Genomic DNA, 25,665 nt, shown 5'->3' on the forward strand with positions numbered 1-25,665 from the left:
CAAGCGCGGCCTGCTGCCGCGACCACTCGAACCGCCCCACCGAGGAGCAACGATGAAGTACGCCCTGCTTTTGGGCGCAGTCCTCTGCGTCCCTATCGTCAGTTTCAGTTCAATCGCCCTGGCGCAGCCCATGATGGGCGGCATGCCCGGCATGCCCGCCGCAGCCACTGAAGTCGGCTACATCGTCATGGAGCCGCAGACGGTTCCGCTCACGACGACGCTGCCGGGGCGCGTCGTGGCTTCGGCCACAGCGGAGGTCCGCCCACAGGTGGGTGGCATCATCACCTCCGTTAGCGCCACCGAAGGCCAGATGGTCAAGGCCGGCGACGTGCTCTTCACCATCGACAAGCAGAGCCTCGAGGCTGAGCTCGCCTCGGCCGAGGCTAGCCTGGCAAGTGCGGAAGCCCAGTTGCCCTCGGCCCAGAGCAAGGTGACGCGCTACGAGTCGCTGATCGATACCGGTGGCGTGTCGCAGGCCGACCTCGACACCGCCAAGGTCGAGCTGGCACAGGCAGAAGCCGCCGTGGCATCGGCCAAGGCGCAGTTGCAGGTCGCACAGATTACCCTCTCGCAGGCCTCGATCACGGCCCCGATCTCGGGTCGTCTCGGCAGCGTGGCGGCCGAGATCGGCTCGCTCGTGACCGCCGGGCAGTCCGAAGCGCTGACCACCATCCGCAACACCGATCCCGTCTACGTGACGCTGGTCGAGAGCTACGCGAACATTCTCGCGAGCCGTCCCGGGGACGGCGACGCCGAGCCGAGTGAACCGCCGCCGTCGCCCAAGGTGAGCCTCACCCTCAGCAACGGAACCGTGTTCGAACAGACCGGCACCATCTCGAGCGCCGACCTGGTGGTTAGCGAGACCACGGGCACAGTGACGCTGCGCGTAACCTTCCAGAACCCTAGGTCCGTGCTGCTGCCCGGCATGTTCGTACGCGCCTATGTTGAGATCGGCGGGCAGGAGGGCGTGTTCCTCGTGCCGCAGCGCTCGGTGTCGTTCAGTTCGACTGGCGATCCGACTGCCTATTTCGTCACCGCAGACAACAAGGTCGAAAAGCGCGTGCTGACGGCGACGCAGGATATGAACAACTCCTGGGTCGTCACATCAGGCGTCGAGGCCGGCGACAAACTGGTGGTCGATGGCATACAGAATATCTCGAACGGCTCGTCCGTCAGCCCGGTCGAAGTGACGATTTCCGAGAACGGCGTCATCTACCAGGACTTGAGCGAAAGCTCGACTGCTGCCCCCAGTGGTTCGGCTCCGACCGGCGCCCCGCCGGCAGGTGCGCCAGCAAGCGGCGCTGCCCCTGCTGGTGCTGCTCCAGCTGAAGGTGCACCCGCTTCCGGTGCCGAGGCCGCACAATGAGCACGCCCGATATCACCGCCGCCGGCGTAACCGCGCCGGCCGCCCGGCGTTCGCCGGCCAGCTTCTTCATCGGCCGCCCGATCTTTGCGATCGTGCTTGCTGTCGTCACCTGCCTTGCCGGCGTCGTCGGCATCTTCAACCTGCCGATCTCGCAATATCCGGAGATCGCGCCGACCACCATTCGCATCAGCGCCACCTATTCGGGCGCCAATGCCGAGGCGGTCGAGAACTCGGTGACGACGGTAATCGAGTCGGCCATGACCGGTTTTACCGACCTGCTCTATATGGAAAGCACATCGTCGACCGGCTCGGCCAGTATCAGCCTGACCTTCGGCTCGGGCATCGACCCCGACATCGCGCAGGTGCAGGTGCAGAACAAGCTGGCGCTCGTCGAGCGGAGGCTCCCCGAGGCGGTGCAGGACGCGGGCCTGAACGTGAATCGTTCGACCAGCAGCATCCTGATGATCGGCAATATCGTGTCGACCGACGGCACGCATACCACCGACCAGCTGTCCGACATCATGTCGACCACCATCGAGCCGCGCATCGAGCAGGTCGCCGGCGTTGGCGGCATCAGCTCCTTCGGTTCCGGCTATGCCATGCGCATCTGGCTCGATCCGCTGTCGCTCGCCCAGTACAAGCTGACGGCAGCCGACGTCACTGGCGCGATCGAGAAGCAGAATCAGACGGTTTCGGTGGGCACGCTCGGCGACTCCCCAGGCGTCGCGGGACAGGAGCTGCGTGTCACCGTAACCGCGCAGACCCAGCTCAAGACTGTCGACGAATTCGAGAACATCATCCTCGTCTCCGCCGAGGACGGTTCAACCGTTCGTCTCAAGGACGTTGCCCGGGTGGAGCTCGGTCTCGAAAGCTACGGCTCGTCCTCGACCTTCAATGGCATGCCGGCTGCGGGCTTCGGCGTGCAGCTGGCGAGCGGCGCCAATGCCATCGACACCGCCAACAGCGTGCACGCAGCGCTCGATAGCCTCGCCAACGCGCTGCCGGAGGGGGTGGAGATCGCCTACTCGTACGAGACGACGCCCTTCGTCGAACTCTCGATCGAGAAGGTGATCCACACCCTCATCGAAGCCATCATCCTCGTCTTCATCGTACTGCTGGTGTTCCTGCAGAACTGGCGGGCGACGCTCATTCCGATGATCGCCGTACCGGTGGTTATGCTGGGTACGTTCGGCATCCTCGCGCTCTTCGGCTATTCCATCAACACGCTCACGATGTTCGCCATGGTCTTGGCAATCGGCCTGTTGGTCGACGACGCCATCGTCGTGGTGGAAAACGTCGAGCGCATCATGGCCGAGGAGCATCTGTCGCCCAGGGAGGCGACCGAGAAGTCCATGGGCGAAATCACTGGCGCACTCATCGGCATCGCGGCGGTGCTGACCGCCGTGTTCGTGCCGATGGCGTTCTTCTCCGGCTCGGTTGGCGTCATCTACCGGCAGTTCTCGGTCACCATTGCCAGCGCGATGATCCTGTCGGCCCTTGTCGCAATCATCCTGACGCCCGCGCTCTGCACCCTGCTGCTCAAGCAGCATGAGCCGGGCAAGAAGCGGTTCAACCTGTTCGGCTGGTTCAACAAGGGCTTCAGCGCTACCACCAACGGTTACGTCAAGACCGTGGGCTATGTGCTGCGCCGGCCTCTGCGCATCCTCGTCGTCTTCGTCGCGCTTCTGGGCGGCGCCTACTACTTTTATAGCAAGCTCCCTAGCTCCTTCCTTCCCGAAGAAGACCAGGGCGTGCTGATGACCATGATCGGTCTGCCGGACGGCGCCAATGCCGACCGCACCAAGGCGGTCCTTGACCTGGTGGAGGACTATTACCTCACGCAGGAGAAGGACACGGTCGAGGCGGTGTTTTCGACCGTCGGCTTCTCCTTCAGCGGCTCTGGCGAGAACAATGCCATGGTCTTCGTCCGTCTCAAGGATTTCGACGAGCGTACAACAGAAGCCCAGTCGGCCTCGGCCCTCCTTGGCCGCGCGTCGGCCTACTTCGCGAAGATCCGCGACGCGCAGATCTTCGCGCTGCAGCCGCCGGCGATCCAGGGTCTGGGGCAGTCGAACGGCTTCTCCATGGTGCTGCTCGACAACGGCAACCAGGGCGTCGATGCCTTGAATACCGCGAGCAACGAACTGGCCGAGGTCGCCGGGCAGGCGAGCGAGGTCACCGCTGTCCGCGGCAACGCGGGCGAACTAGATAGCCAGCTCAAGGTCGTTATCGACCAGGAGAAGGCCGGCGCGCTCGGCGTCGATCTGTCGGCTGCCAACGCGGTGCTGCAGGTAGCGCTCTCGGGCAGCAACGTGAACGACTTCATCCTCAACGGCGAGATCAAGCCAGTTATCGTGCAGGGCGATGCGCCATTCCGCATGCAGCCGAACGACATCAAGCAGTGGTTCGCCAAGAACAACTCTGGCGAAATGGTGCCGTTTTCATCCTTCGCCACCACCGAATGGGTGCAGAGCTCGGCCTCGCTGTCGCGCTTCAACGGCACCCGCTCACTGTCGATCAGCGGCTCCAACGCCGACGGGGTGAGTTCAGGCGCGGCCATGGACAAGATGGAGGAGCTGGTCGCCAACCTCGACGGCGGCTACGGCACCGCGTGGTCGGGCCTCTCCTACCAGGAGAGGCTGTCGGGTTCGCAGGCACTGCTGCTCTATGCAGTCTCGCTGCTCGTAGTCTTCCTCTGCCTGGCGGCACTCTACGAGAGCTGGACCATCCCGTTCTCGGTGCTGCTGGCGGTACCCGTCGGCATCTTCGGTGCCCTGGCGGCGGCTTCGCTGTTCGGACAATCCAACGACGTCTACTTCAAGGTTGGCCTGCTGACGACAATGGGCCTGTCGGCCAAGAACGCCATCCTGATCGTCGAGTTTGCCCGCGATCTCGTGGCGTCCGGCCGGCCGCTGATGCAGGCGGTGCTCGAAGCTGTGCGCCAGCGCCTGCGTCCGATCGCCATGACGTCCATCGCCTTCCTGCTCGGCGTGTTGCCGCTTGCCGTTGCTACAGGCGCCGGATCGGGGGCGCAGAACGCCATCGGTATCGGCGTCGTCGGCGGCACCATTACCGGCACTCTGATCGGCATCTTCTTCGTGCCGCTGTTCTTCTTCCTGATCAGCGGCGGGTGGCGCAAGTTGGCCCGCACCCCGCGCGCAACCTAGCCGATCCACTCATTTTCACACCGGACCCTCGGGGCCCGGTGAGTCCTGCTGCACGCACGCAGCCGGTACCGCTCCTCCCACACCGATGAGGCCCCCGATGCTTTCTCCGCGTTTCCGCCTGGCCCAGCCGATCCTGGGCACCAGTCTCGTTGTTCTCCTCGCCGGCTGCACCACTCTCGGCGTCGACTATGTGCAACCGCAACTCAACCTGGCACAGAACTATGCCCAGCCCGGCGCGACCGGGTCGGCGGTCACCTCCGCCACGCGCTGGTGGACGGCACTCGGTGACAAGGCGCTCAACGGTTTGATCGAGCAGGGGCTGGCGCAGAACCTCACCGTGGCGCAGGCCATCGAGGCGGTGGAAGCCGCGCGCGCCACGGCGCGGGTCAACGGCGTGTCCTACGATCCTGTCGTCAATGCCAGCGCGTCGTCCACCACGTCGGGCACCTTCTCATCGGGCAGCAGCGCGGTCACCACGCGTTCCGCTGCCATCGACGCCAGCTGGGAGGTCGACTTCTTCGGAACCGCCAAGCGCAACAAGGCGATGCAGAAGGCTAATGTCGACGCCGCCGTCGAGGGCGCTAATGAGGCGCGCCTGACGCTGATCGGCGACATCTCGCGCACCTATGTCGATATTCGCTCGTACCAGCGCCGCCTCGCACTCGCGAAGGCCTCGCTGAAGACGCAGAATGAAACCACCGGCGTCGTCGAAAAGCAGTTCGAGGCCGGCACCTCGACTGCGCTAGCCGTCGCCCGCTCGCAGGGCCAGTCGCAGACCACCGCCGCTTCGCTCCCCTCGCTCGAGGTCTCCCTGCAGCAGTCGATCAACGCGCTCGCGGTTCTCATCGGCAAGGAGCCGGGCGCTCTCGCAGTCCAGCTCGGCACCAGCGGCGCGATCCCGCGCGTCAAGACCGCGATTGGCGCCGGCATTCCGGCTGACCTGTTGCGCAACCGCCCCGACTTGCGCCAGGCCGAGCGTGAACTCGCCGCGGCCGTGGAAAAGATCGGCATTTCAGAGGCCTCGCTCTATCCGAGCCTCACGCTTTCGGGCTCGCTCTCGACCACGGGCACGATCGGCAACTGGTCGCTCGGTCCAAGCCTCAGCATTCCGATCTTCAACCGCGACAAGCTGACCGGTAACGTCGATCTCGCCAACTCGCAGGCCAAGAGCGCCTATCTTGCCTATCGTGCCGCGGTGCTCGCTGCCGAGCAGGACGTCGAGGATGCGATCGTCGCCTACACCAAGGAAAAGACCCGTCGCGCCGCGCTGGCCGAAGCGGTCGCATCCTACAGCAAGGCGCAGGACCTGTCGCAGCAGCTCTACGCAGCTGGCTCCGCCGACTACAGCGAGGTGCTGAGCGCCCAGTCTTCGTTGCAGTCGGCGCAGGATTCGCTGGCCCAGAGCGACGCCAATCTCGCCACGGCCTACGTCACGCTGGCGAAGGCTTTGGGTGGCGGCTGGGCCGCCGGCCAGAAGTAGCGCCCGACGCTCCCGGCGGGATCGAAACGACCGGTTCTAATGCAGTGGACGGCTCCTCCGCCGGCATCGCGATGTGCCACGTTGCGGCGTCTCATGGGGCGCATGATCAAGCTCGGCCGTTGCCACGCGTCGCGGGTTCGTCGAAGACCGGTACGCCCAGCCGGCCCCCGAGGCGTCATAGGCCTATCCGCCAGGGCGTCCCTCGTGGCGCCGACGGCCCCGCCTTACATTGAACACCTTGAGTTGCAGGCTGCCGCGGAGCGTCGTGCCTCCATCGCGAAGTCGCGCGATGCGGAGGCAGAGGATGACGCATGAAAGCAGAACTGGAACGGATCGAGTCGGCACGGTCGCTGGCGCGCTGGGGAGGCGTTCCGCGGGAATATCCCGATGTGGACGCGTTCCTTGCCGCCAATGAGTTGTCGGACGGCGTCCACACGATCCGGGGCGCAGTCGCGCCAATCGATTTCCTGGTGCGCTTGAAGCCCGGCCGACCGCTGATCCTGAGCTTCCACGGCCAGGCACCCCGCAACCCGGACATGAAACTCCCGGTATTCACTGGCATCGATGTCGCCAGGGAACTCGATGCGAGTTTCGTCGCAGTCAGCGATCCAAGCCTGCATCTGCATCCAGACCTTAGGCTCGCTTGGTTTGCCGGCTGCGATGGCCTCGAGCTGCAAAAGGTGTTGCCGACGCTCCTCGACAAGATCATCGCGGCAGGCGGAGCCAGCGACGTCATCTGTTTCGGGGGCGCGGGCGGCGGCTTTGCCTCCCTCTACTACTCTGCCGGCATCCCGAACTCGATCGCGCTGGTATGGAATCCGCAGACCGACATCACCCGCTATAACCCACCCCATGTCACCGAGTATGGTGGAGCTGCCTTTGGCCTTGAGACCCATGAGGCAGCCGTCGCACAGCTGGGCTCGCACGTCGACACGGACCTCACCGCCACCTATGCGGGCGAACGCGACAACAAGATCCTGTACCTCCAGAACAATTCCGACGGCCACGTCGTCACCCACATGCAGCCGTTCCTTGCAGGCCTGGGAGCGGATATCGCCCCCCTGCAGAAGGGGGCGAAGGTCAATGGCGTGGTCGCCGACGGGGTCTGGCTCTTTCTCGACAATTGGGGCGAAGGCCATGTTCCTCCGCCTGTCCCCGCCCTTAGCGCACTGCTCGACTCCATCGTCTCTGATCCGGCACGCTGGCGGGCAGGCTGGCAGAGGTCGTACTGCTGATCTACGACTTCCGGTCAGTATCCGGCGCCGCCAGGTTGCACCCGAGACGGTCCGCTTTGGCGCCACAGCAGCTGCGTGGCAGAGCGACTTTTTGACAGTCTCCACGCAGCCGGCCGCTCCACTCACGGTCTCCTCCCTGCGACCTGCTGCGGTCTTTGCCCGGCGGACTGGAACTGGTCGTCACGTGGCGGGCTGCGAGGGGCAGGTGTGCTGGAACTGGCGCCGCTGCAGGCCAACAGTGCCCGGGTAAGCGTCGGCTGTTGACTAGGAAAGGGCTGCTAACGGCCGGCAATCACCCAAAGCGTGAATTCGACCATCTACTAGCCTCAAGCTATCAGCCAAGCCGGCAACACGCTTCATCAAGATTCGCCACGGTGAAAACGTGGTCGCAGCGAACGATCGAGCAAGGCCCATGTCAAACGGGCCGATCGTTTCGGCACTCTCCAGAAATTCCGGCCGCGGCTAGCGTTGTGCGCGCCCGCGAACTCAAACGCGGCATCGAGATCGCAACAGATTTGTTCTCGGCGTGTCGCGGCGTTGGCGCAACAACATACAATATTTCTTAAATTCGGAATTCGACGTAACAAAATCTACGTTCAATATATAAGCTCAACATAATAATATTGGTGCTTGAATTGGCGCCTTGCTAATACCGTATTCCATCTAAATGCTTGCCACGTCGCCAGATGATTCCCACCTGGTGACTCGCCACGGGACGCGGGACTTTGCGGCCCTTATCGACGATTGGCAGCCGGTCCGCCGGATCGCGCCGCAATGTGGAGTGTATCGCTTGACAGCTAGGGGCAGGAAGCCGTCCGCAAGGGAGGCGTCGCCGGACTTCGATGTCGTTGTCGCAGGCGATATGACCACCTCGGGCGAGCGCAGCTTTCGCATCGCCCAGGAGGTGCGGAGCCATGCAGCGAGCGGGCGACGCGTGGGGCTGCTTCATGCAGCACCGCTCCGCCCCGACTCTCGCATCGCGCCCGAGATACAGACCTGCGTCCGGCGCGGCCTTGCTTCGGTCGTCGAGGCTTCGGAGAAGGGCACAACTGGTCTGCTGCTGGTCCACGGCCCTTCCGAACTGGACTGGCCGCGCAAACCGCTGGCCGGCATTCGCGCCGAACAGGCGATGCTAATCTGTCACCAGATCGCGGACTACGGCGTTACGCGCATCTCGCAACGACTTGGAGTTGGCGTGCAATGGGCGCCGACCAACCCGTGGCTCCGCGACGCGGCGCCGCGCAACCTGAAGCTTATGCCGGACGACCACCGGCCGATGCTCGAGGCCCTGCCGCCCAGGAGTTCGCCCACGCGTCGCAGCAGGGCGCGCATCGGCTGGATCGCAGGCGAGGGGCTTCCGCAGCCTCCAGACACCGAGAAGGCCGAGATTGTGGCACTCGATGAGGCGCAGCTGTCGCAGCTGTCCCTTGATCGGCTGTCATTGCTTGACGGCCTTGCCTACTTCCCCGCGCCCGAAGGCGTGCAACTGCTCGACACGGTCGTCCTCGCGGCAGCACACCTGGGTGTGGCCGTCGCAGCGGCGCCGTGGTTGAAGCCGCACTACAAGGGCGTCGCGGTCTACTGCACGCCTGAGGAGGCGCTGTCCCGGCTGATCGCGAAGGCCTCGCGCAAGCGCCCAACAGACCCTGTGCAACCCGTCAGCCACCCACCCGCCGGCAGTCGTCAGCGCCCGGTCATGTTCGTTGCCTCCAACGGTGTGGGTGTTGGTCACGTCAGCCGGCTGCTGGCAATTGCGCGTCGCATGGATCCGCGCCTGCCGCTCCTGTTTGCAACGCAGGCGCAAGCCGTGTCGGCCATCGAGCGGCTCGGCTTTCTTGCTGAGTACATGCCATCCGCCAGCTACGTCGGCGGCGATTTCGAGCTGTGGGACAGCTGGTTCCGGCACGACCTCGAGACGCTTGTCGACGCCTATGACCCCGCCCTTGTCGTCTACGACGGAAACAATCCATCCCACGGCCTGGTGGGGGCGGTGGCAACCCGCCGCGACTGCAGGCTGGCTTGGATCCGGCGTGGCCTGTGGGGGCCGCTGAGCAGTCCCTTCATCGACAATTCGCGCTGGTTCGACCTCATCATCGAGCCGGGCGAACTCAAGGGGCAGCACGATGACGGGATCACCGCGCGGCGCCGGGACGAAGCAGTGCTTGTCCCACCGATCCGGCTTCTCGATGAAGGGGAGTTGCTCACTCGAGAGGAAGCCGCACGCCGGCTGGGGCTCGACCCCTCTCGCCCTAGCGTCCTGATCCAGCTGGGTGCCGGCTACAACCGTGACGTCGTCGCGCTCGTCGACAATCTGATCTCGGTGCTGCGGCGCGTCGAGCAGCTCCAGATTTGCGTTGCCGAATGGATCAACGGGACACAGCCGCTCAACTACTGGCAGGGCGTCTCCTACCTGCGGGGTTACCCCCTCAGCCAGTATTTCAAGGCGTTCGACTTTTCCGTCTCGGCCGCGGGCTACAACACGTTCCATGAGATCGTGAACTTCGATCTGCCGACGATCTTCATCCCGAACCGGCATCCTTCGATGGACGATCAGGCCGGGCGGTCCAGCCACGCCCAGGCTCAGCAGGCGGCTTTCGAACTCGATGAGTCCGAACTCGGCGATCTGCCCGACCTGGTGAACCTCCTCATGGACGGGAAGGCGCGCGAGTTCCTCGCCGGCAACACCAGGTCCCTGCACCAGTCCAACGGGGGAGCCGACGCTGCGCGTTGGTTGACCCAGCTACACATGGCAGCCCAATGACCAGAGCAAAGAGAGTGAAACTGCGAACGAGCGCGGTGCCGGAACGGGTAGAGCCTGCGGAAATACCTGCTCCCGCGCCGGGCCACGGCAACCACTTGGCCGAACTCAAGCGCATGCGCGCACTCGTGGAACGCTATTCTCGTGCCCACCGGGCACTGGGAGCCCTGGTCCGCAAGGCGGTCGATCCCGAGGGCAAGACCCGCTACGTCGAGATCGGTCCAAACCTGCCGCTCGCCTCGATCGCTCAGCACCCGCGCCGGGCGCCGCGGATCGACAACGCATCATGGCCGGCAGGGCCGCTGCGTCCCGAGCAACCGCTTCACGCGCATCCCGGCGACGAGTGCGCAAGTTCGGCGCACACCATGAGGGACACGGTAGGTATCTCCGTCCTCGGATTTCGGGGGCACGATCTCGAGCAGGTCGTTGCCGAGGTTGCCGCGGATCAGGCGAGGAACAGGAACTTCAAGCCCGTGTTCCTGACAGATTCGCCTGACTTCTCTTCGTTCGTGTCGCGAGGCTATTCCTTCGAGTACGTCTCGAACTTCCGCGACTACCTGAAGCCGGCCGGCAGCATCACTCAGGCTGCGCGGCGCGACAGCATCGCCGCGAAGTGGGGAATCTCGCGCTTCGTCGACCGCGACGACCCACGCAGGGTTACCCGTAACCATCCACCGCTCGCCGCACTGCATGCCCACAATGCCGGCATGTCGCGGGCGGTTCATCGTGATCGTTTCGCCTGGATCATCGAGACGCTGCGGATAGCTATCTCGATGGAGCGTTTCGACACGGCCGAGGGCATGGCAAATTACCTCCTCGCCTTCTTCAACCATCTCGGGAAGGACAGCGTCATTCCGGCGGCCAAGGTGCTGTGCCGGAAATTCATCGCCTTTGGCGAGCTCGAGGCGCTTCGCCATTTCCTGTTCAAGAACATTGCGGCGGTGAAGAAGGACGACAGCCTTTTCACCTGGTTCTCGACCTATTGCACGGGCAACACCGAGTTCCTGCCGGAGTTTGCCACGCTGCCCAGCGGCAAACCCAACAGCTACTACATCAGTAAGCGCATGGCAGTGGCCGGCGATCAGGCGCTGCCGAACCTGCTCGCATCCGGCGAACGAGCGACGCCGGCCACCAATCTGCTGCTGGCGAACTATTTTGCGACGCGCGGCGACGCCTCGCTCTACAAGATGTTCGTCAACCGCGTGCTGGGCAAGCAAGGCGCGACCCTGTTGAGGAAGGTCGCGTTCGGCGAGGACAACTTCCTTCAACACATCAGTTTCGAGCGGCCGCCCCATGGTGCCGATGCTCACGATCTCGTTTCGATCATCATGTCGACGCACAACTCGGCCGCGACAGTGCACTACGCTGCACGCTCCATCCTGGCGCAGAGCTATCGTAACATCGAGTTGCTGATCTGTGACGATGAGAGCTCCGATGGCACCAGCTCCGAGCTCGACAAGCTGCGTAGCGACCCCCGCGTGCGGCTGTTCCGCTCTTGCGGCAACCAGGGGACATACGGCGTACGCAACAGCCTCATTCCCGAGGCACGCGGCGCCTACATCACGTTCCACGATTCCGACGATTTCGCCTTTCCGGATCGGATCGAGAGGCAACTGGCATTCCTCAAGCGAGAGGGAGCGGCGGCGGTCGCGGCGCAGTGGTTCCGTGTAACTCCTCGTGGCGAGTTCGTGTTTTCCTCCGATCAGGCCGTCGCGCGAATAGCAGTGGTCAGTTTGCTTGCCCCCCGCGAAGTGTTCGAGCGGTTCGGACCCTATCGGCAAGCGCGCTTCGGTGCCGACACCGAGTTCTACGAGAAGCTGCGTGCAAGCCTTGGCGTCGATGCCGTTCGGCTTATGCAGTCGCCGGTCATCCTCGGCCTCGCGTCGACGACGTCGCTGACGCGATCACCCGGAATCGAGGCCACCGAAGACGGCTATCGGGCACCGGCCAGGCGTTCCTATGCCGCTGCCGCGGCACGATCGAGACACATGGGTGAGCGTCCTGGCCTGCCGACGGTCGAAGACGCACTGGCAGAGCATGGAATGCTGATGGCGCAAGCCCGCGTGGAAGAGGTGGGAGGTGCCCGATGAAGCGCATCGGTCAACTTGCGACCTATCCTGGTCGCCTCGAGAACCTTCCCCTCATGCTTGAGAGCGTGGCGCCCCAGTTCGACGAAATCCACGTCGTGCTCAACCAGTTCACCAGGCGCCAGCAACTCGCTCTGCCCAAGCTGGCAAACGTCCATTATGAGATTCCGCAAGACGACCTGAAGGACACCGGCAAGTTCTGGCGAAGGCCCGGCACCGGCGAGTACGTCTTCCTGATCGACGACGACCTGACCTTCCCTCCCGACTACGTGGAAAGCATGATCGCCTTTCATCGCCGCATGCCCTCGTCACGCACGGCGATAGGGTTGCATGGCGTGATCTATTCCGACCTGTTTGAGGGAACGCCTACTTCGCGCTTCGTCGCCAAGTTCGACAAGGCCCTGGCAACACCCATACTCGTCAACCAGCTCGGCACGGGCTGCCTGATGCTGCCAGGCGAACTGATGCCGCCATTCGACTTCATGCGCACGTCTCAGCGCTTCGTCGACGTGAGGTTCGCGCGCTACTGCCATGAGAACGGCATCGGCCTCGTCTGCGTCCCGCGCCCGGCAGGCTGGGTCGTCGACCAGCAGCCCGAGGAGTCGATCTTCGAAACCTACACCCGTGAGCGGCACGGGGAACAACTGCCTGAAATCATTCAGTTCGCCGGTTTTGGCAAGCTTGACGTGCGGCTCGCGCTCGCGGTGGAAAGCGCATGAATGAGCTGGCACCAAGCGTGACCTTCCCGGCCGGAGGCAAGCGAGTGACACTCCGCTTTGCCAACGAGCAGGATCACATCGCGCGCACCATCAAAGCCACAGGGGGCTTTTATGAAGCCGAGCTGCTGGCCGATGTCCGCTCGCGCCTGTTTTTCCCCGAATGTGCCGTCGATGTCGGTGCGCACGTGGGGAACCACACCCTGTATTTCTCGATGATGCTAGGGCTCAAGACCATCGCCTTCGAGCCGAACGCCGAGACGTTCGAGCTGCTCACGGCGAACGTGCGCGAGAATGGGGTCGAGTCCAATTGCCGGCTACGCCACGCGGCGGTTGGGGCGTCTGCGGGCAGGGCGCGTGCGATCCCCGCGTCCGAGGGCAATAGCGGTATGGCAAAAGTCGCGTCGGATGCGACGGGAGACCTGCCTCTGCTCTGCCTGGACGACGAGCTCGAGAACGACGCTCGAATCGACGTCATCAAGATCGATGTAGAGGGCTGGGAGCTCGATGTCCTGCGTGGCGCGGCGCGCGTAATCGAACACCACAGGCCGCTGATCTATGTCGAGGCGAGCGACGGCACCTTCCCGGACGTGAGGGCTTTCCTCGCTGGGGGCCGCTACGTCTGCTGGAAGCGGTTCAACGCCACGCCGACGTTCCTGTTCATGCCGAACGAACGGCTCCGAGCTTCTTGAAAATAGGGACTAACCAGTTTGCCGATTGCCGCTCAGCGCTATCGGCTTGCCTCGCCCTACTGGGCACTTCTCCCAGCAACCGTGTCAAAAAGGAGAGACACATGAAACGGAAAGAACTGATGGCCATCGTGGCGCTTGCCGCCGGGCTAACTGCCGGTGTGGCAGCTACGACGCACACCCTCGCTGCACCCAAGACCGATGCAGAGCAGGTTCACCCCGGCCACCTCATCGGCCAGGGTCACTTCAGCCACGGCAACGGCCTCGGCCGTGGCCACGAGCACCACGATCACGATATCTACTGATGGGTGAAGAATGGCCGGCGCAAGCCGGCCATTCTTTCAATCGGTGTCGACTTCTTGCCCGAAGCGGACGTTCGCACTTCTGCACCCAGCAGCGTTACATTGCGCGCCTGATGCTTGGGCGAGCCACTTCCTCAGTGACCACCGAGAAGCCCGCCAGTGCGGCAGGTCCGAACTGGGTCGAAAGCGCCACGTCCGTGGCGTCTCGCCCGCGGGCGATCAGAATCCGGCCGATTCGCGGCTTGTTGTGGCGGGCATCGGCCGTGTGCCACTTCCCGCCCAGATAGACCTCAAACCAGGCGGAAAAATCCATCGGGGCTTCGCTAGCGGGCACCCCGATGTCTCCGAGGTAGCCGGTGCAGTACCGAGCCGGGATGTTCATGCAGCGGCAGAACGCGATGGCGAGGTGAGCAAAGTCGCGGCAAACGCCAACCTGTTGCAGGTACGCTCCATAGGCCGATCTCATGCTGTCGGCCTGCATGTAGTCGAAGCGGATGTGGCGGTGAACGAAGTCCAGGATCGCCTGCACGCGCGGCCAACCCGGCTGCGTTGCCTCGAATTGTTGCCAGGCGAAGCTCGAGAGCACGTCCGTTTCGACGTAACGGGAACCGAGGAGATAGACCAGCACATCGTCGGGCAGGTCCTCGATGTCGTGCTGGGTGGCATCGAGCGGAACTGCGTCCGGCAAGCCCGAGTCGAAGACGTCAAACTCGGTCGAAATCGTCAGCCGACCCGCTGGAGCCGTCAGGCGCGTGCAGATGTTGCCGAAGCCATCGGTGTAGTTGCGTGTCCCTAGGGGAGGCGAGAATGTGAGCGCCTCGGGGGTCAGCAAGTCGGGGCGCCTGGAGGAATGAATTCGCAGCGCCAGAAGTGTCGGCGTGGGCTTGGGACAGTCGTAGCTGATCGAATAGCCGGCATGGATGATCATTGCGGTGTCTCGTTCCGTAGCGTCGCCGGCGCCGCCTCGGTCTGGCCTGCGGCGGTTGAGGCTCGTTGTCGTAACGCATACTCGGCGCGATAGGCTGCAGCGTGGCGCTGCTGGAGCCGCAACCGAATCCCCGCTCCGAACGCAAACGCGGCGAGGCTTGCAACAACAAGCGCAACCGGTTCCGAGAGCATGTCGACGTCGTAGAAGCGGCCATAGACAGCCAGGGTGACCGCCAGAACCGACACGGCGATGAGGCCATATGTCAGGGTCGACCCATCGGGCTTGGGGGCGTATTTCGAGGCAGCAGCCTTAGCATTGGCTTGTCGAATTTTCTCCGGCACGGGAGCTCCTCATGTGGATGGACAGCCTGCAGTTGGCGATACGGCTCGGTTGAGTTGCGCTGCGGGCAAGGACCGTGGGAGGCAGTGGGTGCAACCCGGCGCGAGCCGGCGAAAGTGCCGTGTCCTGGTCAAAAGGCGGCTTGTCACCCGATGGCGGCACGCGACTCCTGATGTCCATCCTTCCGGATGATGTGAGTCCCGGGGGCCGGGCAGAGCGTGAAGGTCAGTCTCCCAGGCCAGGCGGCAGCGTACCCGTTCGGAACAGCACACGTGGTTCGTCGTAGGTGTCGGTTTCTTGATCGATGTTCGCCGAGTAGGCCCAGACGCCCGTGCGGGTCGGTCCCATACGCTCGGCTGCTGCAATGGCCGCCTCGGGACTTCTTGCCGGCTGGGGCAGGTCGGGCTCCAGGTTTCGCCCCTTCGATCTGAAGCCCTGCACGAAGTACATTGTGGTCAAGGAAAGGCTCCTGCTGTGAGGTCGCGCCCAGAGACGAAGCGCGTCCGTTCCTTCGCCGCGACATGCGGCAAGGGCCTAGACGTTGCAAAGCAGGGGGCCAAACAGCCGGTGAACCGGACGATCAAAGCCAACGATGGCTGTAACGTCTGGATTATATCGTCGCCTGCCTCGCACAAAACAAGGCCACCGCGCAAAATATAGGAAGATAGAATCGCGCTACTGCGGCGAACTGGTGCCGATGTTATCTAGTAGATTCTCGTTGTCGGCATGTCTGTCCGAATAAGTTGGACACGGCGTCGACAAGGGTGCATGAGTGAGGAGCTTCCAGTTGCCCAATCAGATTTAGTGACGGGTACCGCATGATTTCATGTGGCGCCGGGCAGACTTAGGATTTTCAAATGATCCTAAAATTTACGCCACTGCGGATCGCGGTGCGGCACGGGCTTCCGGTCCGTCCCTGATCGTTAACCAGCGCCAGCTCGCCGAGCGGGCGTTCGCATCGGCCTGACGTCCGCATCAGTCCTGTTTCCAACCGCACCATCGGTGCAAGGAGTCTGCCATGGCCAAGAGCCAGAAACACAGCAATCGCGAAGCCAAGAAGCCCAAGCAGATCAAGGTGGCAACGCCCGCCGCCACCGACGGGCTGCTGGCCAAGGCCAACCTGTCGAGCTCACCGTCGAACAAGAAACGAACCTGACGCCTCAACCCGTCGCGCCCCACCCAGGAGACACGCCATGACCATGGAACTTGCATCGACCACGGTGGTGCGCAAACCCTGGGGCAAGACCGATCTGCGGCCGTGGAGTGAGCTCGGCCACGACGGCGTCGCGGTAGGGGAGCTGTGGTTCCAGCGCGCCGACCGACAGGCGCCGGAGCCGGAACTGCTGCTGAAACTGCTGTTCACCGACGAGCCGCTCTCCATCCAGGTTCACCCGGACGATACATTCGCGCAGTCCATTGGGCTGCCGCACGGCAAGACCGAGGCCTGGTACGTGCTTTCGGCCAGCTCGGAAGCGCAGGTGGCCCTTGGGCTGAAGCGCGTGCTGACGGCGTCGCAACTGCGCGCCGTCGTCGCCGACGGCACGATTTCGGAGCTAGTCCACTGGCAGGGGGTAGAGGCCGGGGAGGCGATACTCGTGCCGGCGGGAACCATCCACGCCATCGGCGCAGGACTTGTGATCGCCGAGATCCAGCAACGCAGCGATGCGACTTTCCGGCTGTTCGACTACGGCCGCCAGCGTGAGCTGCATCTCGATGGCGGCGTCGGCGCCTCGAAGCCCGGGCCCGCCATTCCGCGGATGTCGCCGTCCCGACTGTCCGAGGCCCGCGAGGTCATGGCAGTGAGCCGATACTTCGTTCTCGAGCGGATCGACCTTGCCCCCAACTCCCACTGGGCCATCGACGCCATAAGTGAAACCTGGATGCTGATTGTTGAGGGCGATGTCACGCTCGACCTGACGCGGGTTGCCTCGGGAGAAGCCATGTTCCTCGACGAGCAGCGGGCGACCGTCCGAACCGGTGATCACGGTGCCAAGGGGCTGATGGCCTATGTTGCTAGCAGCCCGGTCGCCGGCCTGCTGCAAAGCCGAAACGGCATTCCCATGGAGGTAATGGCGGAACGGTTTCCTGACCTCGGGCTGGCCCGGTCGTCAAAGGGTTCTCCGAAGCTGCCGTGGAGGGGCCAGTCATGAGGTCTATCCAGCGCATCGCATTCATCGGCAACTCGCTGCCGCGCCGCTGCGGCATAGCCACTTTCACCACCGACCTGCAGCAGGCGGTCGCCGCCTCAGCACTCGGCGTCGAGACCGCCATTGTTGCCATGACCGACAGCGGCCGCGACTACATCTATCCGCCGGCCGTGACCTTCGAGATCCGGGAGGAGCGCGAGGAGGACTACCGGCGCGCCGCCAATGTCATCAACACCGGCCACTTCGACGCGGTATCGCTGCAGCACGAGTTCGGCATTTTTGGCGGCGAAGCGGGCGCGCATATACTTCTGCTGCTCGATCAGCTGACTGTTCCCGTGGTCTCGACGCTGCACACCGTGCTGGCCACCCCGAGCCCGGCGCAGCGCCGCGTGCTGGAACGCATCATCGCCGTCTCGGCGCGTCTCGTGGTGATGGCGGAAAAAGGCCGCGAGCTGCTGATCGGCACCTATGGCGCGGCAGCCGGCAAGATCGAGGTGATCCCGCATGGCATCCCCGATTTCGCCTTTGTCGAGCCCGACGGCGCCAAGGAACGGCTGGGCTTTACCGACAAGACGGTCATCCTCACCTTCGGCCTCCTATCGCCGAACAAGGGCATCGAGGTGATGATCGACGCCATGCCCGCCGTGCTGCGGAGCCGGCCGGATGCGGTGTACGTCGTCCTGGGCGCTACCCATCCCAACCTCGTCCGCGATCGGGGCGAGACCTATCGCGAAAGTCTCGTGGCGCGCGCCGAGGCGCTGGGCATCGCGGCGCATGTGGTCTTCCTCGACCAGTTCGTCGATCGCCCGACACTGCTCGAGTACATTTCGATGTGCGACGTCTATGTCACGCCTTATCTCAATCAGGCTCAGATGACATCCGGCACGCTGGCCTACAGCTTCGGGCTCGGCAAGGCCGTGGTCTCGACGCCGTATTGGCATGCGCTGGAACTGCTGGCCGACAACCGCGGCATCCTCGTGCCATTCGACGACGCCGCGGCGATGGGTGCCGAGATTGCGGCTCTGCTGGGCAATGAGCCGCTGCATCGGGCCATGCGCCACCGCGCCTATGCGGCCAGCCGGTCGATGACCTGGACGGAAACCGCCGAGCGCTATCTCGAGCTGTTCAGCTCGGTTGCGGTGGCAAAGCAGCCGGCACGGATCCACGTCCTGCCCACACCGGCTGAGGGTCGCCGCCTGCCGGCCATCTCCATCGGCCACCTGCAGACGATGACCGACGACACCGGCCTGTTCCAGCATGCCATCCATACCCTGCCGGATCGCTCGCATGGCTATTGCGTCGACGACAACGCACGTGGACTGCTGCTCGCCAGCTCGCTACACGGCTTTAGCGCCGACGCACTGCCCGACGCCATGACTTCAGCCTACGCCGCCTTCGTGCAGCACGCCTTCAACCGCGACACCGGGCGCTTCCGCAATTTCATGGCCTTCGATCGCCGCTGGCTCGAAGAGCAAGGCTCCGAGGACAGCCATGGCCGGACCCTGTGGGCACTAGGGGTCGCCGCGCGCGACGATGCCGTCGCAACGCGCCGCCAATGGGCCACCGACCTGTTTGCCGAGGCCCTACCGGCAGTGGAGGGCTTCGCGTCGCCACGCGCCTGGGCCTTCACCCTGCTCGGCCTCAACGCCTATTGCGAGGTGCGGCCGCAGGATGACTTCGCCCTGCAGTTCCGCCTGCGCCTCGCCTATCGGCTTGTCGCGTTGTTGCGGCAGGTGGAGACGCGGGACTGGGTCTGGTTCGAGGAAGGCCTCGCCTACGACAATGCCCGGTTGTGCGAAGCGCTGATCGTCTGCGGCCGGGCGACCGGCATCGCCGGATACGCCGAGGCCGGACTGCGCTCGCTCGATTGGCTCCTGGCACAGCAGACCTCCCCTGCCGGATTGTTTAGGCCGGTCGGCACGGCAGGCTTCAGCGACGTCCGGCAGCCGCCCAGGGCCTTCGACCAGCAACCGGTGGAGGCCGCCGCGACGATAGCGGCGTGCCTCGAGGCCCGGAAGACCACCGGCGAGGAGCGCTGGCGTGCGGCAGCCCGATCCGCCTTCGCGTGGTTCCATGGCGGCAACGACCTGGGCGCGGCCCTCGTCGATATCGACAGGGGCACCTGCAAGGATGGTCTCCATCCGGATCGCCCCAACGAGAATTGCGGCGGCGAATCCGTCGTCTCCTACCTGCTCGGCCTTGCCGATATGCGCCGGCTGGAAGGCCTCGACGTGCTGCAGCCATTGCCAACCCTCTATCGCCCAACGAGATCACACCATCCCCAGTTCAGAGGTCGCCTTGTCGCCAGTCACCTTCCTCAACCGGCAGGCACTCTACCTGCGACCTGACCCGGCCCGGGTGATCGTCCGGCCGTTCCGACCCGCGACCGAGCCGAAAGACCTGAAGCCGAACGAGAAGACCCGCGCCAATCACATCGTCGACCGGGTCCTATCGCTCGATGCCGAGAGCGCCGTGCAACAGCTCAAGGACGTGCTGCACAATTTCGACGGACGCCACCGCAACCTGCTGGCCGGTTTCGACGCGCGCGCCACCGAAATGGAAGAGGCATTCACCGATCACGCGGCTTTCACCCCGGTGCAGCGCCAGCTGATCGGAGCCTATTTTCTCCATGAGTACTCGTTCGAGTCCTCGGCCCTGTTCAATCCGAGCATCGTCGTGCACCCCGACCAGAGTCTCGCGCCGGCCGGCGGGCTGCGCTTCATCCTCAGCCTCAGGGCTGTGGGCGAGGGGCATGTGTCATCGCTTACCTTCCGGGCCGGCACCATCTCCAGGGATGGCAGTGTCGCCATCGATCCGACGGCGCGGCTCGCAAGCATGCCACGCCTCAACGCCCCGATTCCGCCGTTCAGCGACGAGCCGGTCGAGTTCGCCTTCAACGCGGGCGAAGACATCAGCGAACGGGTGATCTTCCCGATGACCTCGTTTCAGTCGAACGGCATCGAGGACGCGCGCTTCGTCCGTTTCGAGGACGAGGGGAAACATACCTATTACGCCACCTACACCGCCTATGACGGCCGCGGCATCCGTTCCGAGCTGCTGGAAACCGACGACTTTGTCAGCTTCCGCATGCGCGCACTGCGCGGCAGCGCAGCACGCAACAAGGGCATGGCGCTGTTCCCGCGCAAGATCGGCGGCCGCTACGCCATGATCGGCCGCCAGGACAACGAGAACCTCTACCTGATCTATTCCGATGACCTGCTCACCTGGGAGGGCGGTGAGCCGATCCTGAAGCCGGAATGGCCGTGGGAGTTCGTGCAGATCGGCAATTGCGGCTCGCCGATCGAACTCGACGAGGGCTGGCTCCTGTTCACCCACGGCGTTGGCCCGGTCCGAAGGTATGCCATCGGTGCCGCCCTGCTGGACAAGCACGATCCCACCAGGGTACTCGCCCGCTCCCGCGAGCCGCTGGTCTATCCCGATCCTTCACAGCGCGAGGGCTATGTCCCGAACGTGGTATACACCTGTGGAGCCATCCGCCACGGCGCCCGCATCGTCCTGCCCTATGCCGTGTCGGACACCTTCTCCAACTTCGCCACGATCAAGATCGCCGCGTTGCTGGAAGCGATGGAGCCGGCGTGAGCCCGTTCCATGGAGATCACCATGATGGCCGATACCGACACTACAGTCGAACGGGTGACGTTCCGCCACCCGTTCACACTCCCTGGCCTCGATAGGCCACACGATCCGGGCACGTTCGAGGTGCACATCCGGCGTGAGCGCCTCGACGTCTCCTGGGCCGCCTACGTGCTGACGCGGACGATCATGCTGCCGGACGGCGGTATGTTGGAGGCGCTGGATGTTCGGACCGAGGACCTGACGGAGGCCCTTCGGCTCGATCAGGAGGTGTGACCGCCGCCTCGCCGCAACCAGGCCAGGTGAGATATCGGCCGCGCGATGTTTGTCGGCGGTCGCTGCATATTCATGCTAGCTTCCCCCACTTGTGCGCATTCCGCGCGCTCGTCTGACAAGATCGGACATACTCATGAAATTCCCTGCTTGGTTGAAACCCGGCCTCATCGGCGCGGGCGCAGGTGCCGTTGCGCTCGCAATCGTGGGGTTCAGCTGGGGCGGCTGGGTCACGGGTGGATCGGCCAAGGACATGGCTGCCAAATCTTCAAACGCGGCAGTAGCTACGGCGCTGATGCCCTACTGCATCGAACGTGCCGGCGGCGGCGACACCACGACGACGACCGCGATGACGGAACTCAAGGCCGCGTCGACATACGCGCGCAGGGCTATCGTCGAGAAGGCGGGCTGGGCGACGCCGCTTGGCGCGGAAAAGCCGAACGCCGAGCTGGCGCAGGCTTGCCAGTTGAAACTGGCCGAAGCGTTCTAGGTCACAGGCCCGCGGTGCGGAAGGATCGGCATCCGCATCGCGGCCAATTCGAACCTGAGCCGACCTTGGAGACATGCGCGAAATGACCAGGTGGCGAGCGCAGAGCAGCGCTGGGCAGATAGAACAAGCCACGGTGTTCCAGGTCGTTGCCGAGCTTCACATTGTCGGCCGCCCCACTGTGATCATGATGGGTGACGCATTCACGCTCGCCTATCGAGAGGCGAGCGTCGACGGTGTCATCGTCACGACGAAGCCGGGCCACATCGTTGTGCGCCTCGCAGACGGCCGAACACTACACCTCCGGCCGCGCCAGGCACTGGACGGCGAGTCCGGCTTTACACGTCCACGCGGCAAACTGAGCAGCGACTGGACCGTAGAGCGGGTCTCATGACGTGCAGCCTGGCCGGAGTGCGCCGGGGGGCGCTTCAGATTCGACCAAGGCCGCTATTGGCGCAAAGCGGACGCTTGAGAGGCCACCACATAAAAACCCGATGCCCAACGTCCGCGTCTGGTGCGAAACCGACTTGGTTTCCGCGCCAACGACTAGATCTGCTCTGCGAGCCAAAGCGTCTACTTCCGCGCCGAGATAGCAAACGGTCGTCTGGATCTGTGCGTGGCCGAGAAAGTGTTGCACAGCGCACTCAGGTTGCCGGGCTTCCCCATCTGCGGCGAGTGAGTGCTTCGCTCCTGCCAGCGATCGATGGTATCTCAGGGGGCTGTTTCGGCAGGGAATATCAACTGCTCGCGTTGCGGTTGGAACTGGCTGCGACGATCACGGCGATAATCACCACGCCCGTGAGGAGCAGGCGGACCCCGGCACTTGCGCCATATGTGTTCAGCATGGAGACGACGAGAAACAGGAACAGCGAGGAGCCCCAGATCCCCGGCACGTTTGCGAAGCCGCCGGCGACTGCGGTTCCGCCGAGAATGACTACCGCGATGGAGGTGAGCAGGTACTCAGCGCCCATATTGAGTGCGGCGCCGCCCGAAAAGCAGCTCAACAGGAAGCCAGTCAGCGCGGCGAGCATGGCACACAGCACATAGGTGACCAGCCGCACCCCGTCTATTGGCACGCCGGCAAGGCGGGCAGCCCTCATGTTCTGGCCGATAGCCGAAACCCAGCGCCCGTATATGCCGCGCTCCAGCAGGATCCACGCGGCGATCGAGATCAGCATTGCGATCCAGGCTACGTTGGGGATGCCCAAGGTGTTCGCGGTGGTGAAATCGGCGAGCATCGCCGGCGGCTTGATGCGGATGCCGCGGTTGTACCAGATGGCCGTCGACTGGATAATGAAACTCGAAGACAATGTCGCGATGATCGGCGGGATGCGGAGCAGCTTGATCAGGGCATAGTTAGCGAGACCGACGGCGAGGCCGATGGCGACGATGGAGAGGAGCCCGAGCACAATCAGTGAGGGGTTACCGTCCATCAGTTTGAGCGCCACCGTGCCCGCAAGCGTCATGGTCGCGGGAATGGAGAGGTCGACATTGCCCGGACCCAGAGTGATGACGAACATCTGGCCAAGCCCCACCACGACCGAGAATGCAGCAAAGGTCAGCGCCGCTTGCGTGAGGCCCACTGTCGAGGCGCCGGCGGTAAACAGGATCGTCGCGAGCCACACCGCGGCGGTCGCGACGAACGACCAGATCCAGGGTTTGCCGAACAGGGCGCGAATGGCGGTCATGAGCGCGCGGCCCTCGTTTCGCGGCGGTTGAGCAACAGGCGAACGGCGAGGACGATGATCAGGATCGCCCCCTGCGCGCCTATCTGCCAGTCGGGCGAAATCTTGAGGAACGAGAGGAAGGAGGCGGCAAGCGTTAGGGTAAGCGCTCCGATGACCGCACCGATGGGCGACACACGTCCGCCGACGAACTCACCGCCGCCCAAGATCACGCCGGCGATGGACAGCAGCGTGTAGCGCAGCGCTATATTGGCATCCGCGGAGGTCGTCAGGCCGACAAGCGACATGCCAGACAGCACGGCGAACACGCCGGCCATGGCGTAGGCGGCCGCCCTAGCGCGCAGTACCGACCACCCGGCCCGTTCCACCATGCGCTCGTTGCCGCCCACGCCGCGCAATACCACCCCGAAGCTAGAGCGCATCACCAGCCAGTGTGCCGACGCCGCGATGATAAGGCTGGCGACAATCGCCATCGGCACAAAGGGCGGCTTGGACGTCATCACCGCCCGGATCCAGTCCGGGGCGGTGCCCCCGGGCGAGGGCAGCAGCAGCACCGCGAGGCCGCCCCACACAAAGCTCATGCCCAGAGTGACCACGATGGAGGGCAGCGCGCGCAGGTGAATGACGATGCCCAGCGTCGCGTAGACGGCAACGCAACCGGCAAGGATCAGGGTGCCGACCACAGGGTCGCTGTTCAAGATTGTCGCGGTGACGCAGGCGACGAAGCTGACGAAGGTGCCCATGGATAGGTCGAGGTCGTTGACCATCATGATGAGCATCTGGGCGATCGTCGCCAGCGCGATGGGGACGGCGAGGTTGAACAGCAGGTTGAGCCCGGTGTAGCTCATCGCCCGCGGTTGCAGCCAGAACACCGCCGCCAGCAGGACAGCGAGCGAGAGAGCAGGAACGAGGACGCGCAGTCTTTCGGCCGTCAGAACCGTCATGCAGGCACCCCGGCGAAGGAGGACGCGAGCACATTTTCCTCGTTGACGTCGTTGCCGCCAAGTTCGGCGACGATGCGCCCCTCGCGAAACACGTAGACCCGGTCGCACTGGCAGACCTCGTCCATTTCGGTCGAGTACCAGACGAACGTCCTGCCTTTGTCTGCCTCGGCGCGCAGCAGGTGGTAGACCTCCTGCTTGGTGCCGATATCGACGCCGCGCATCGGATCGTCCATGAGGACCACCGGTGCGCTCGTCGCCAATGCCCTGGCGAACAGAACCTTCTGCTGGTTGCCGCCGGACAGCGAGAGGATGGCGTTGCCCAGGTCCGCCGTGCGAATGCCGATGCGCTCCTGCCAGTCGGCGGCCGCGCGCGCCTCGCCTGATCGGTCGACGAGGCCGAGGCGCGTGAGGTCGGGGAGAAGCGACAGGGTCAGATTCCGCAGGATGCTCCACAGCGGCAGGTTTCCGTCGACGTGCCTGTCGCCGGCAACGAAGGCCACCTGCGCGTCGCGCCGGCGCAGCCAGTCGCCGCCGGCGGAAAGGAAGAGGTCGACCAGCATCCGCGTCTGGCCATGACCGGCGAGGCCAGCAAGGCCGACGATCTCACCGCGATGCGCGATGAAATCGCTCGCGCCGGCCTCGGTAGCCGGGTGCCGCAGGATCGGCGTGGCGTCGGCATTCCGCGTTGCGTCGCGCCGGGCGTCGTGGGCACGAACCACGCTGCCCATGGCCCGCACGAGCGAGTCGACCGAGAACTGGGCGGCGGGCCGGTCGGCCACCACCTGTCCGTCCTTCATGACCACCACGCGGTCGGCCGTGGTGAGTACTTCGCCCAGAATGTGCGAAATCAGCACGACCGAGCCGCCATCCTCGATGAAGCGGCGGATGTAGGCGAGCAGCTGCGCTGCGATGCTGGCGTCGAGCGACGAGGTTGGCTCGTCTAGGATGACCAGCCGGACGGGATGGTCCGAGCGGGAAAAGGCGGTCGCGATCTCCACCATCTGGCGCTGGGCGATGGAGAGGCCGGAAATGGTCTGGCCGCTATCGATGCCGTGGCCGGGGAAGATTTCGTCGAGCTTGTCGCGGATCAGCGATGCCGCGCGTCGCCGCCAGCCCACCCCGCGAAGTGAGGAATGGGCGATGCGGGTGTTCTCGGCCACCGTCAGGTTGGGGCACAGCGAGAGTTCCTGGAAGACGCAGCGCAGGCCATGACGGCGCGCCGCCGCGACGGAGTAGCGTTCTGCTGGCTGCCCATCGAGTTCGATGCTTCCGGCGTCGGGCTCGAGGCTGCCGTTGAGAATGTTCACCAGTGTCGACTTGCCGGCGCCGTTGTGCCCCACCAGTCCCACGCACTCGCCGGGTGCGACCGCAAAGGTCACCTCCGAAACTGCGCGGACGGCGCCGAAGCTTTTGCTGGCGCCGCCCGTCGCGATGACCGGCCGTTTGACTTCGTCTAGGTTCATCGGCC

Annotated in this window: 22 protein-coding genes; 16 read left to right on the plus strand and 6 right to left on the minus strand. The window is 64.4% G+C overall.

Translation table 11 applies throughout. The annotated features are described in order from the left end of the window. Positions 1-52: 52 nt before the first annotated feature. From ACOYW5_RS21515 to ACOYW5_RS21555, 9 genes are all read left to right on the plus strand, one after another. Complete coding sequence (locus ACOYW5_RS21515) at positions 53-1,366, plus strand: efflux RND transporter periplasmic adaptor subunit (RefSeq protein ID WP_423066920.1); 1,314 nt, start codon at positions 53-55, stop codon at positions 1,364-1,366. Further along, the gene (locus ACOYW5_RS21520) at positions 1,363-4,533 is read left to right on the plus strand and encodes an efflux RND transporter permease subunit (protein WP_423066921.1); all 3,171 of its coding nucleotides are present in this window, start codon (positions 1,363-1,365) and stop codon (positions 4,531-4,533) included. Before ACOYW5_RS21515 ends, ACOYW5_RS21520 begins: the two co-directional genes overlap by 4 nt. 97 nt (positions 4,534-4,630) lie before the next feature. Beyond that, positions 4,631-6,013, plus strand: coding sequence for an efflux transporter outer membrane subunit (locus tag ACOYW5_RS21525; protein WP_423066922.1), 1,383 nt, complete (start codon positions 4,631-4,633; stop codon positions 6,011-6,013). 311 nt (positions 6,014-6,324) lie between these two features. Beyond that, positions 6,325-7,248: a hypothetical protein gene (locus tag ACOYW5_RS21530; RefSeq protein ID WP_423066923.1), complete on the plus strand. Its 924-nt coding sequence runs from the start codon at positions 6,325-6,327 to the stop codon at positions 7,246-7,248. 862 nt (positions 7,249-8,110) lie between these two features. Then, a complete protein-coding gene (locus tag ACOYW5_RS21535) occupies positions 8,111-10,009 on the plus strand; it encodes a glycosyltransferase (RefSeq protein ID WP_423066924.1) in 1,899 nt (632 codons plus the stop codon). A 113-nt stretch (positions 10,010-10,122) separates the two neighbouring features. Continuing rightward, positions 10,123-12,096 (plus strand): glycosyltransferase family 2 protein, encoded by a 1,974-nt coding sequence (locus ACOYW5_RS21540; RefSeq protein ID WP_423066925.1) that lies wholly within the window; start codon positions 10,123-10,125, stop codon positions 12,094-12,096. Then, positions 12,093-12,812 carry a glycosyltransferase family A protein gene (locus ACOYW5_RS21545; RefSeq protein WP_423066926.1) on the plus strand — a complete coding sequence of 240 codons (720 nt, stop codon included), beginning with the start codon at positions 12,093-12,095 and terminating at the stop codon, positions 12,810-12,812. The genes ACOYW5_RS21540 and ACOYW5_RS21545 overlap by 4 nt, the downstream gene beginning before the upstream one ends. A 17-nt stretch (positions 12,813-12,829) precedes the next feature. Continuing rightward, complete coding sequence (locus ACOYW5_RS21550) at positions 12,830-13,501, plus strand: FkbM family methyltransferase (protein WP_423066927.1); 672 nt, start codon at positions 12,830-12,832, stop codon at positions 13,499-13,501. Positions 13,502-13,602: 101 nt separating this feature from the next. After that, positions 13,603-13,803, plus strand: coding sequence for a hypothetical protein (locus tag ACOYW5_RS21555; protein ID WP_423066928.1), 201 nt, complete (start codon positions 13,603-13,605; stop codon positions 13,801-13,803). Between the two features lie 94 nt (positions 13,804-13,897). Here ACOYW5_RS21555 and ACOYW5_RS21560 read toward each other — a convergent pair whose 3' ends face one another. The 3 genes from ACOYW5_RS21560 to ACOYW5_RS21570 all read right to left on the minus strand — a co-directional run bounded on the left by ACOYW5_RS21560 (position 13,898) and on the right by ACOYW5_RS21570 (position 15,526). Further along, the gene (locus ACOYW5_RS21560; protein ID WP_423066929.1) at positions 13,898-14,728 is read right to left on the minus strand and encodes a transglutaminase-like domain-containing protein; all 831 of its coding nucleotides are present in this window, start codon (positions 14,726-14,728) and stop codon (positions 13,898-13,900) included. Further along, the gene (locus ACOYW5_RS21565) at positions 14,725-15,069 is read right to left on the minus strand and encodes a hypothetical protein (RefSeq protein ID WP_423066930.1); all 345 of its coding nucleotides are present in this window, start codon (positions 15,067-15,069) and stop codon (positions 14,725-14,727) included. Before ACOYW5_RS21565 ends, ACOYW5_RS21560 begins: the two co-directional genes overlap by 4 nt. Before the next feature lie 223 nt (positions 15,070-15,292). Next, the gene (locus ACOYW5_RS21570; protein WP_423066931.1) at positions 15,293-15,526 is read right to left on the minus strand and encodes a hypothetical protein; all 234 of its coding nucleotides are present in this window, start codon (positions 15,524-15,526) and stop codon (positions 15,293-15,295) included. Between the two features lie 559 nt (positions 15,527-16,085). On the opposite strand from ACOYW5_RS21570, the gene ACOYW5_RS21575 reads away from it, so the two are divergent. The 7 genes from ACOYW5_RS21575 to ACOYW5_RS21605 all read left to right on the plus strand — a co-directional run bounded on the left by ACOYW5_RS21575 (position 16,086) and on the right by ACOYW5_RS21605 (position 21,962). Continuing rightward, entirely contained in the window at positions 16,086-16,223 is a 138-nt protein-coding gene (locus ACOYW5_RS21575) for a hypothetical protein (RefSeq protein WP_423066932.1), read from the plus strand. A 37-nt stretch (positions 16,224-16,260) separates the two neighbouring features. Beyond that, positions 16,261-17,217, plus strand: coding sequence for a class I mannose-6-phosphate isomerase (locus ACOYW5_RS21580; RefSeq protein WP_423066933.1), 957 nt, complete (start codon positions 16,261-16,263; stop codon positions 17,215-17,217). Next, a complete protein-coding gene (locus ACOYW5_RS21585) occupies positions 17,214-19,562 on the plus strand; it encodes a glycosyltransferase (RefSeq protein ID WP_423066934.1) in 2,349 nt (782 codons plus the stop codon). The genes ACOYW5_RS21580 and ACOYW5_RS21585 overlap by 4 nt, the downstream gene beginning before the upstream one ends. Beyond that, positions 19,513-20,814, plus strand: coding sequence for a glycoside hydrolase family 130 protein (locus ACOYW5_RS21590; RefSeq protein WP_423066935.1), 1,302 nt, complete (start codon positions 19,513-19,515; stop codon positions 20,812-20,814). The genes ACOYW5_RS21585 and ACOYW5_RS21590 overlap by 50 nt, the downstream gene beginning before the upstream one ends. A gap of 9 nt (positions 20,815-20,823) precedes the next feature. Continuing rightward, entirely contained in the window at positions 20,824-21,084 is a 261-nt protein-coding gene (locus ACOYW5_RS21595; protein ID WP_423066936.1) for a hypothetical protein, read from the plus strand. Positions 21,085-21,217: 133 nt separating this feature from the next. After that, positions 21,218-21,571, plus strand: coding sequence for a hypothetical protein (locus ACOYW5_RS21600; protein WP_423066937.1), 354 nt, complete (start codon positions 21,218-21,220; stop codon positions 21,569-21,571). Positions 21,572-21,644: 73 nt separating this feature from the next. Continuing rightward, positions 21,645-21,962 (plus strand): hypothetical protein, encoded by a 318-nt coding sequence (locus ACOYW5_RS21605; protein WP_423066938.1) that lies wholly within the window; start codon positions 21,645-21,647, stop codon positions 21,960-21,962. 343 nt (positions 21,963-22,305) lie between these two features. Here the strand turns inward: ACOYW5_RS21605 and ACOYW5_RS21610 are convergent, their stop codons facing one another. The 3 genes from ACOYW5_RS21610 to ACOYW5_RS21620 are packed head-to-tail and all read right to left on the minus strand — an operon-like array spanning position 22,306 to position 25,660. Continuing rightward, positions 22,306-23,256 carry an ABC transporter permease gene (locus ACOYW5_RS21610; protein WP_423066939.1) on the minus strand — a complete coding sequence of 317 codons (951 nt, stop codon included), beginning with the start codon at positions 23,254-23,256 and terminating at the stop codon, positions 22,306-22,308. Further along, positions 23,253-24,197 (minus strand): ABC transporter permease, encoded by a 945-nt coding sequence (locus ACOYW5_RS21615; protein WP_423066940.1) that lies wholly within the window; start codon positions 24,195-24,197, stop codon positions 23,253-23,255. Before ACOYW5_RS21615 ends, ACOYW5_RS21610 begins: the two co-directional genes overlap by 4 nt. Then, positions 24,194-25,660, minus strand: coding sequence for a sugar ABC transporter ATP-binding protein (locus ACOYW5_RS21620; RefSeq protein WP_423066941.1), 1,467 nt, complete (start codon positions 25,658-25,660; stop codon positions 24,194-24,196). Before ACOYW5_RS21620 ends, ACOYW5_RS21615 begins: the two co-directional genes overlap by 4 nt. Positions 25,661-25,665 lie beyond the last annotated feature (5 nt).

It is taken from the genome of Devosia sp. CN2-171 (assembly GCF_049354815.1).
GTDB lineage: Bacteria > Pseudomonadota > Alphaproteobacteria > Rhizobiales > Devosiaceae > Devosia_A.

Coding starts and splice junctions, on each gene's coding strand:
- ACOYW5_RS21620 (WP_423066941.1), bottom strand. CDS start 25,660: ATGAACCTAGACGAAGTCAAACGGCCGGTCATCGCGACGGGCGGCGCC.
- ACOYW5_RS21560 (WP_423066929.1), bottom strand. CDS start 14,728: ATGATCATCCATGCCGGCTATTCGATCAGCTACGACTGTCCCAAGCCC.
- ACOYW5_RS21515 (WP_423066920.1), top strand. CDS start 53: ATGAAGTACGCCCTGCTTTTGGGCGCAGTCCTCTGCGTCCCTATCGTC.
- ACOYW5_RS21525 (WP_423066922.1), top strand. CDS start 4,631: ATGCTTTCTCCGCGTTTCCGCCTGGCCCAGCCGATCCTGGGCACCAGT.
- ACOYW5_RS21530 (WP_423066923.1), top strand. CDS start 6,325: ATGAAAGCAGAACTGGAACGGATCGAGTCGGCACGGTCGCTGGCGCGC.
- ACOYW5_RS21545 (WP_423066926.1), top strand. CDS start 12,093: ATGAAGCGCATCGGTCAACTTGCGACCTATCCTGGTCGCCTCGAGAAC.
- ACOYW5_RS21600 (WP_423066937.1), top strand. CDS start 21,218: ATGAAATTCCCTGCTTGGTTGAAACCCGGCCTCATCGGCGCGGGCGCA.
- ACOYW5_RS21605 (WP_423066938.1), top strand. CDS start 21,645: ATGCGCGAAATGACCAGGTGGCGAGCGCAGAGCAGCGCTGGGCAGATA.
- ACOYW5_RS21595 (WP_423066936.1), top strand. CDS start 20,824: ATGGAGATCACCATGATGGCCGATACCGACACTACAGTCGAACGGGTG.
- ACOYW5_RS21580 (WP_423066933.1), top strand. CDS start 16,261: ATGACCATGGAACTTGCATCGACCACGGTGGTGCGCAAACCCTGGGGC.
- ACOYW5_RS21615 (WP_423066940.1), bottom strand. CDS start 24,197: ATGACGGTTCTGACGGCCGAAAGACTGCGCGTCCTCGTTCCTGCTCTC.
- ACOYW5_RS21575 (WP_423066932.1), top strand. CDS start 16,086: ATGGCCAAGAGCCAGAAACACAGCAATCGCGAAGCCAAGAAGCCCAAG.
- ACOYW5_RS21520 (WP_423066921.1), top strand. CDS start 1,363: ATGAGCACGCCCGATATCACCGCCGCCGGCGTAACCGCGCCGGCCGCC.
- ACOYW5_RS21555 (WP_423066928.1), top strand. CDS start 13,603: ATGAAACGGAAAGAACTGATGGCCATCGTGGCGCTTGCCGCCGGGCTA.
- ACOYW5_RS21540 (WP_423066925.1), top strand. CDS start 10,123: ATGCGCGCACTCGTGGAACGCTATTCTCGTGCCCACCGGGCACTGGGA.
- ACOYW5_RS21535 (WP_423066924.1), top strand. CDS start 8,111: ATGACCACCTCGGGCGAGCGCAGCTTTCGCATCGCCCAGGAGGTGCGG.
- ACOYW5_RS21610 (WP_423066939.1), bottom strand. CDS start 23,256: ATGACCGCCATTCGCGCCCTGTTCGGCAAACCCTGGATCTGGTCGTTC.
- ACOYW5_RS21585 (WP_423066934.1), top strand. CDS start 17,214: ATGAGGTCTATCCAGCGCATCGCATTCATCGGCAACTCGCTGCCGCGC.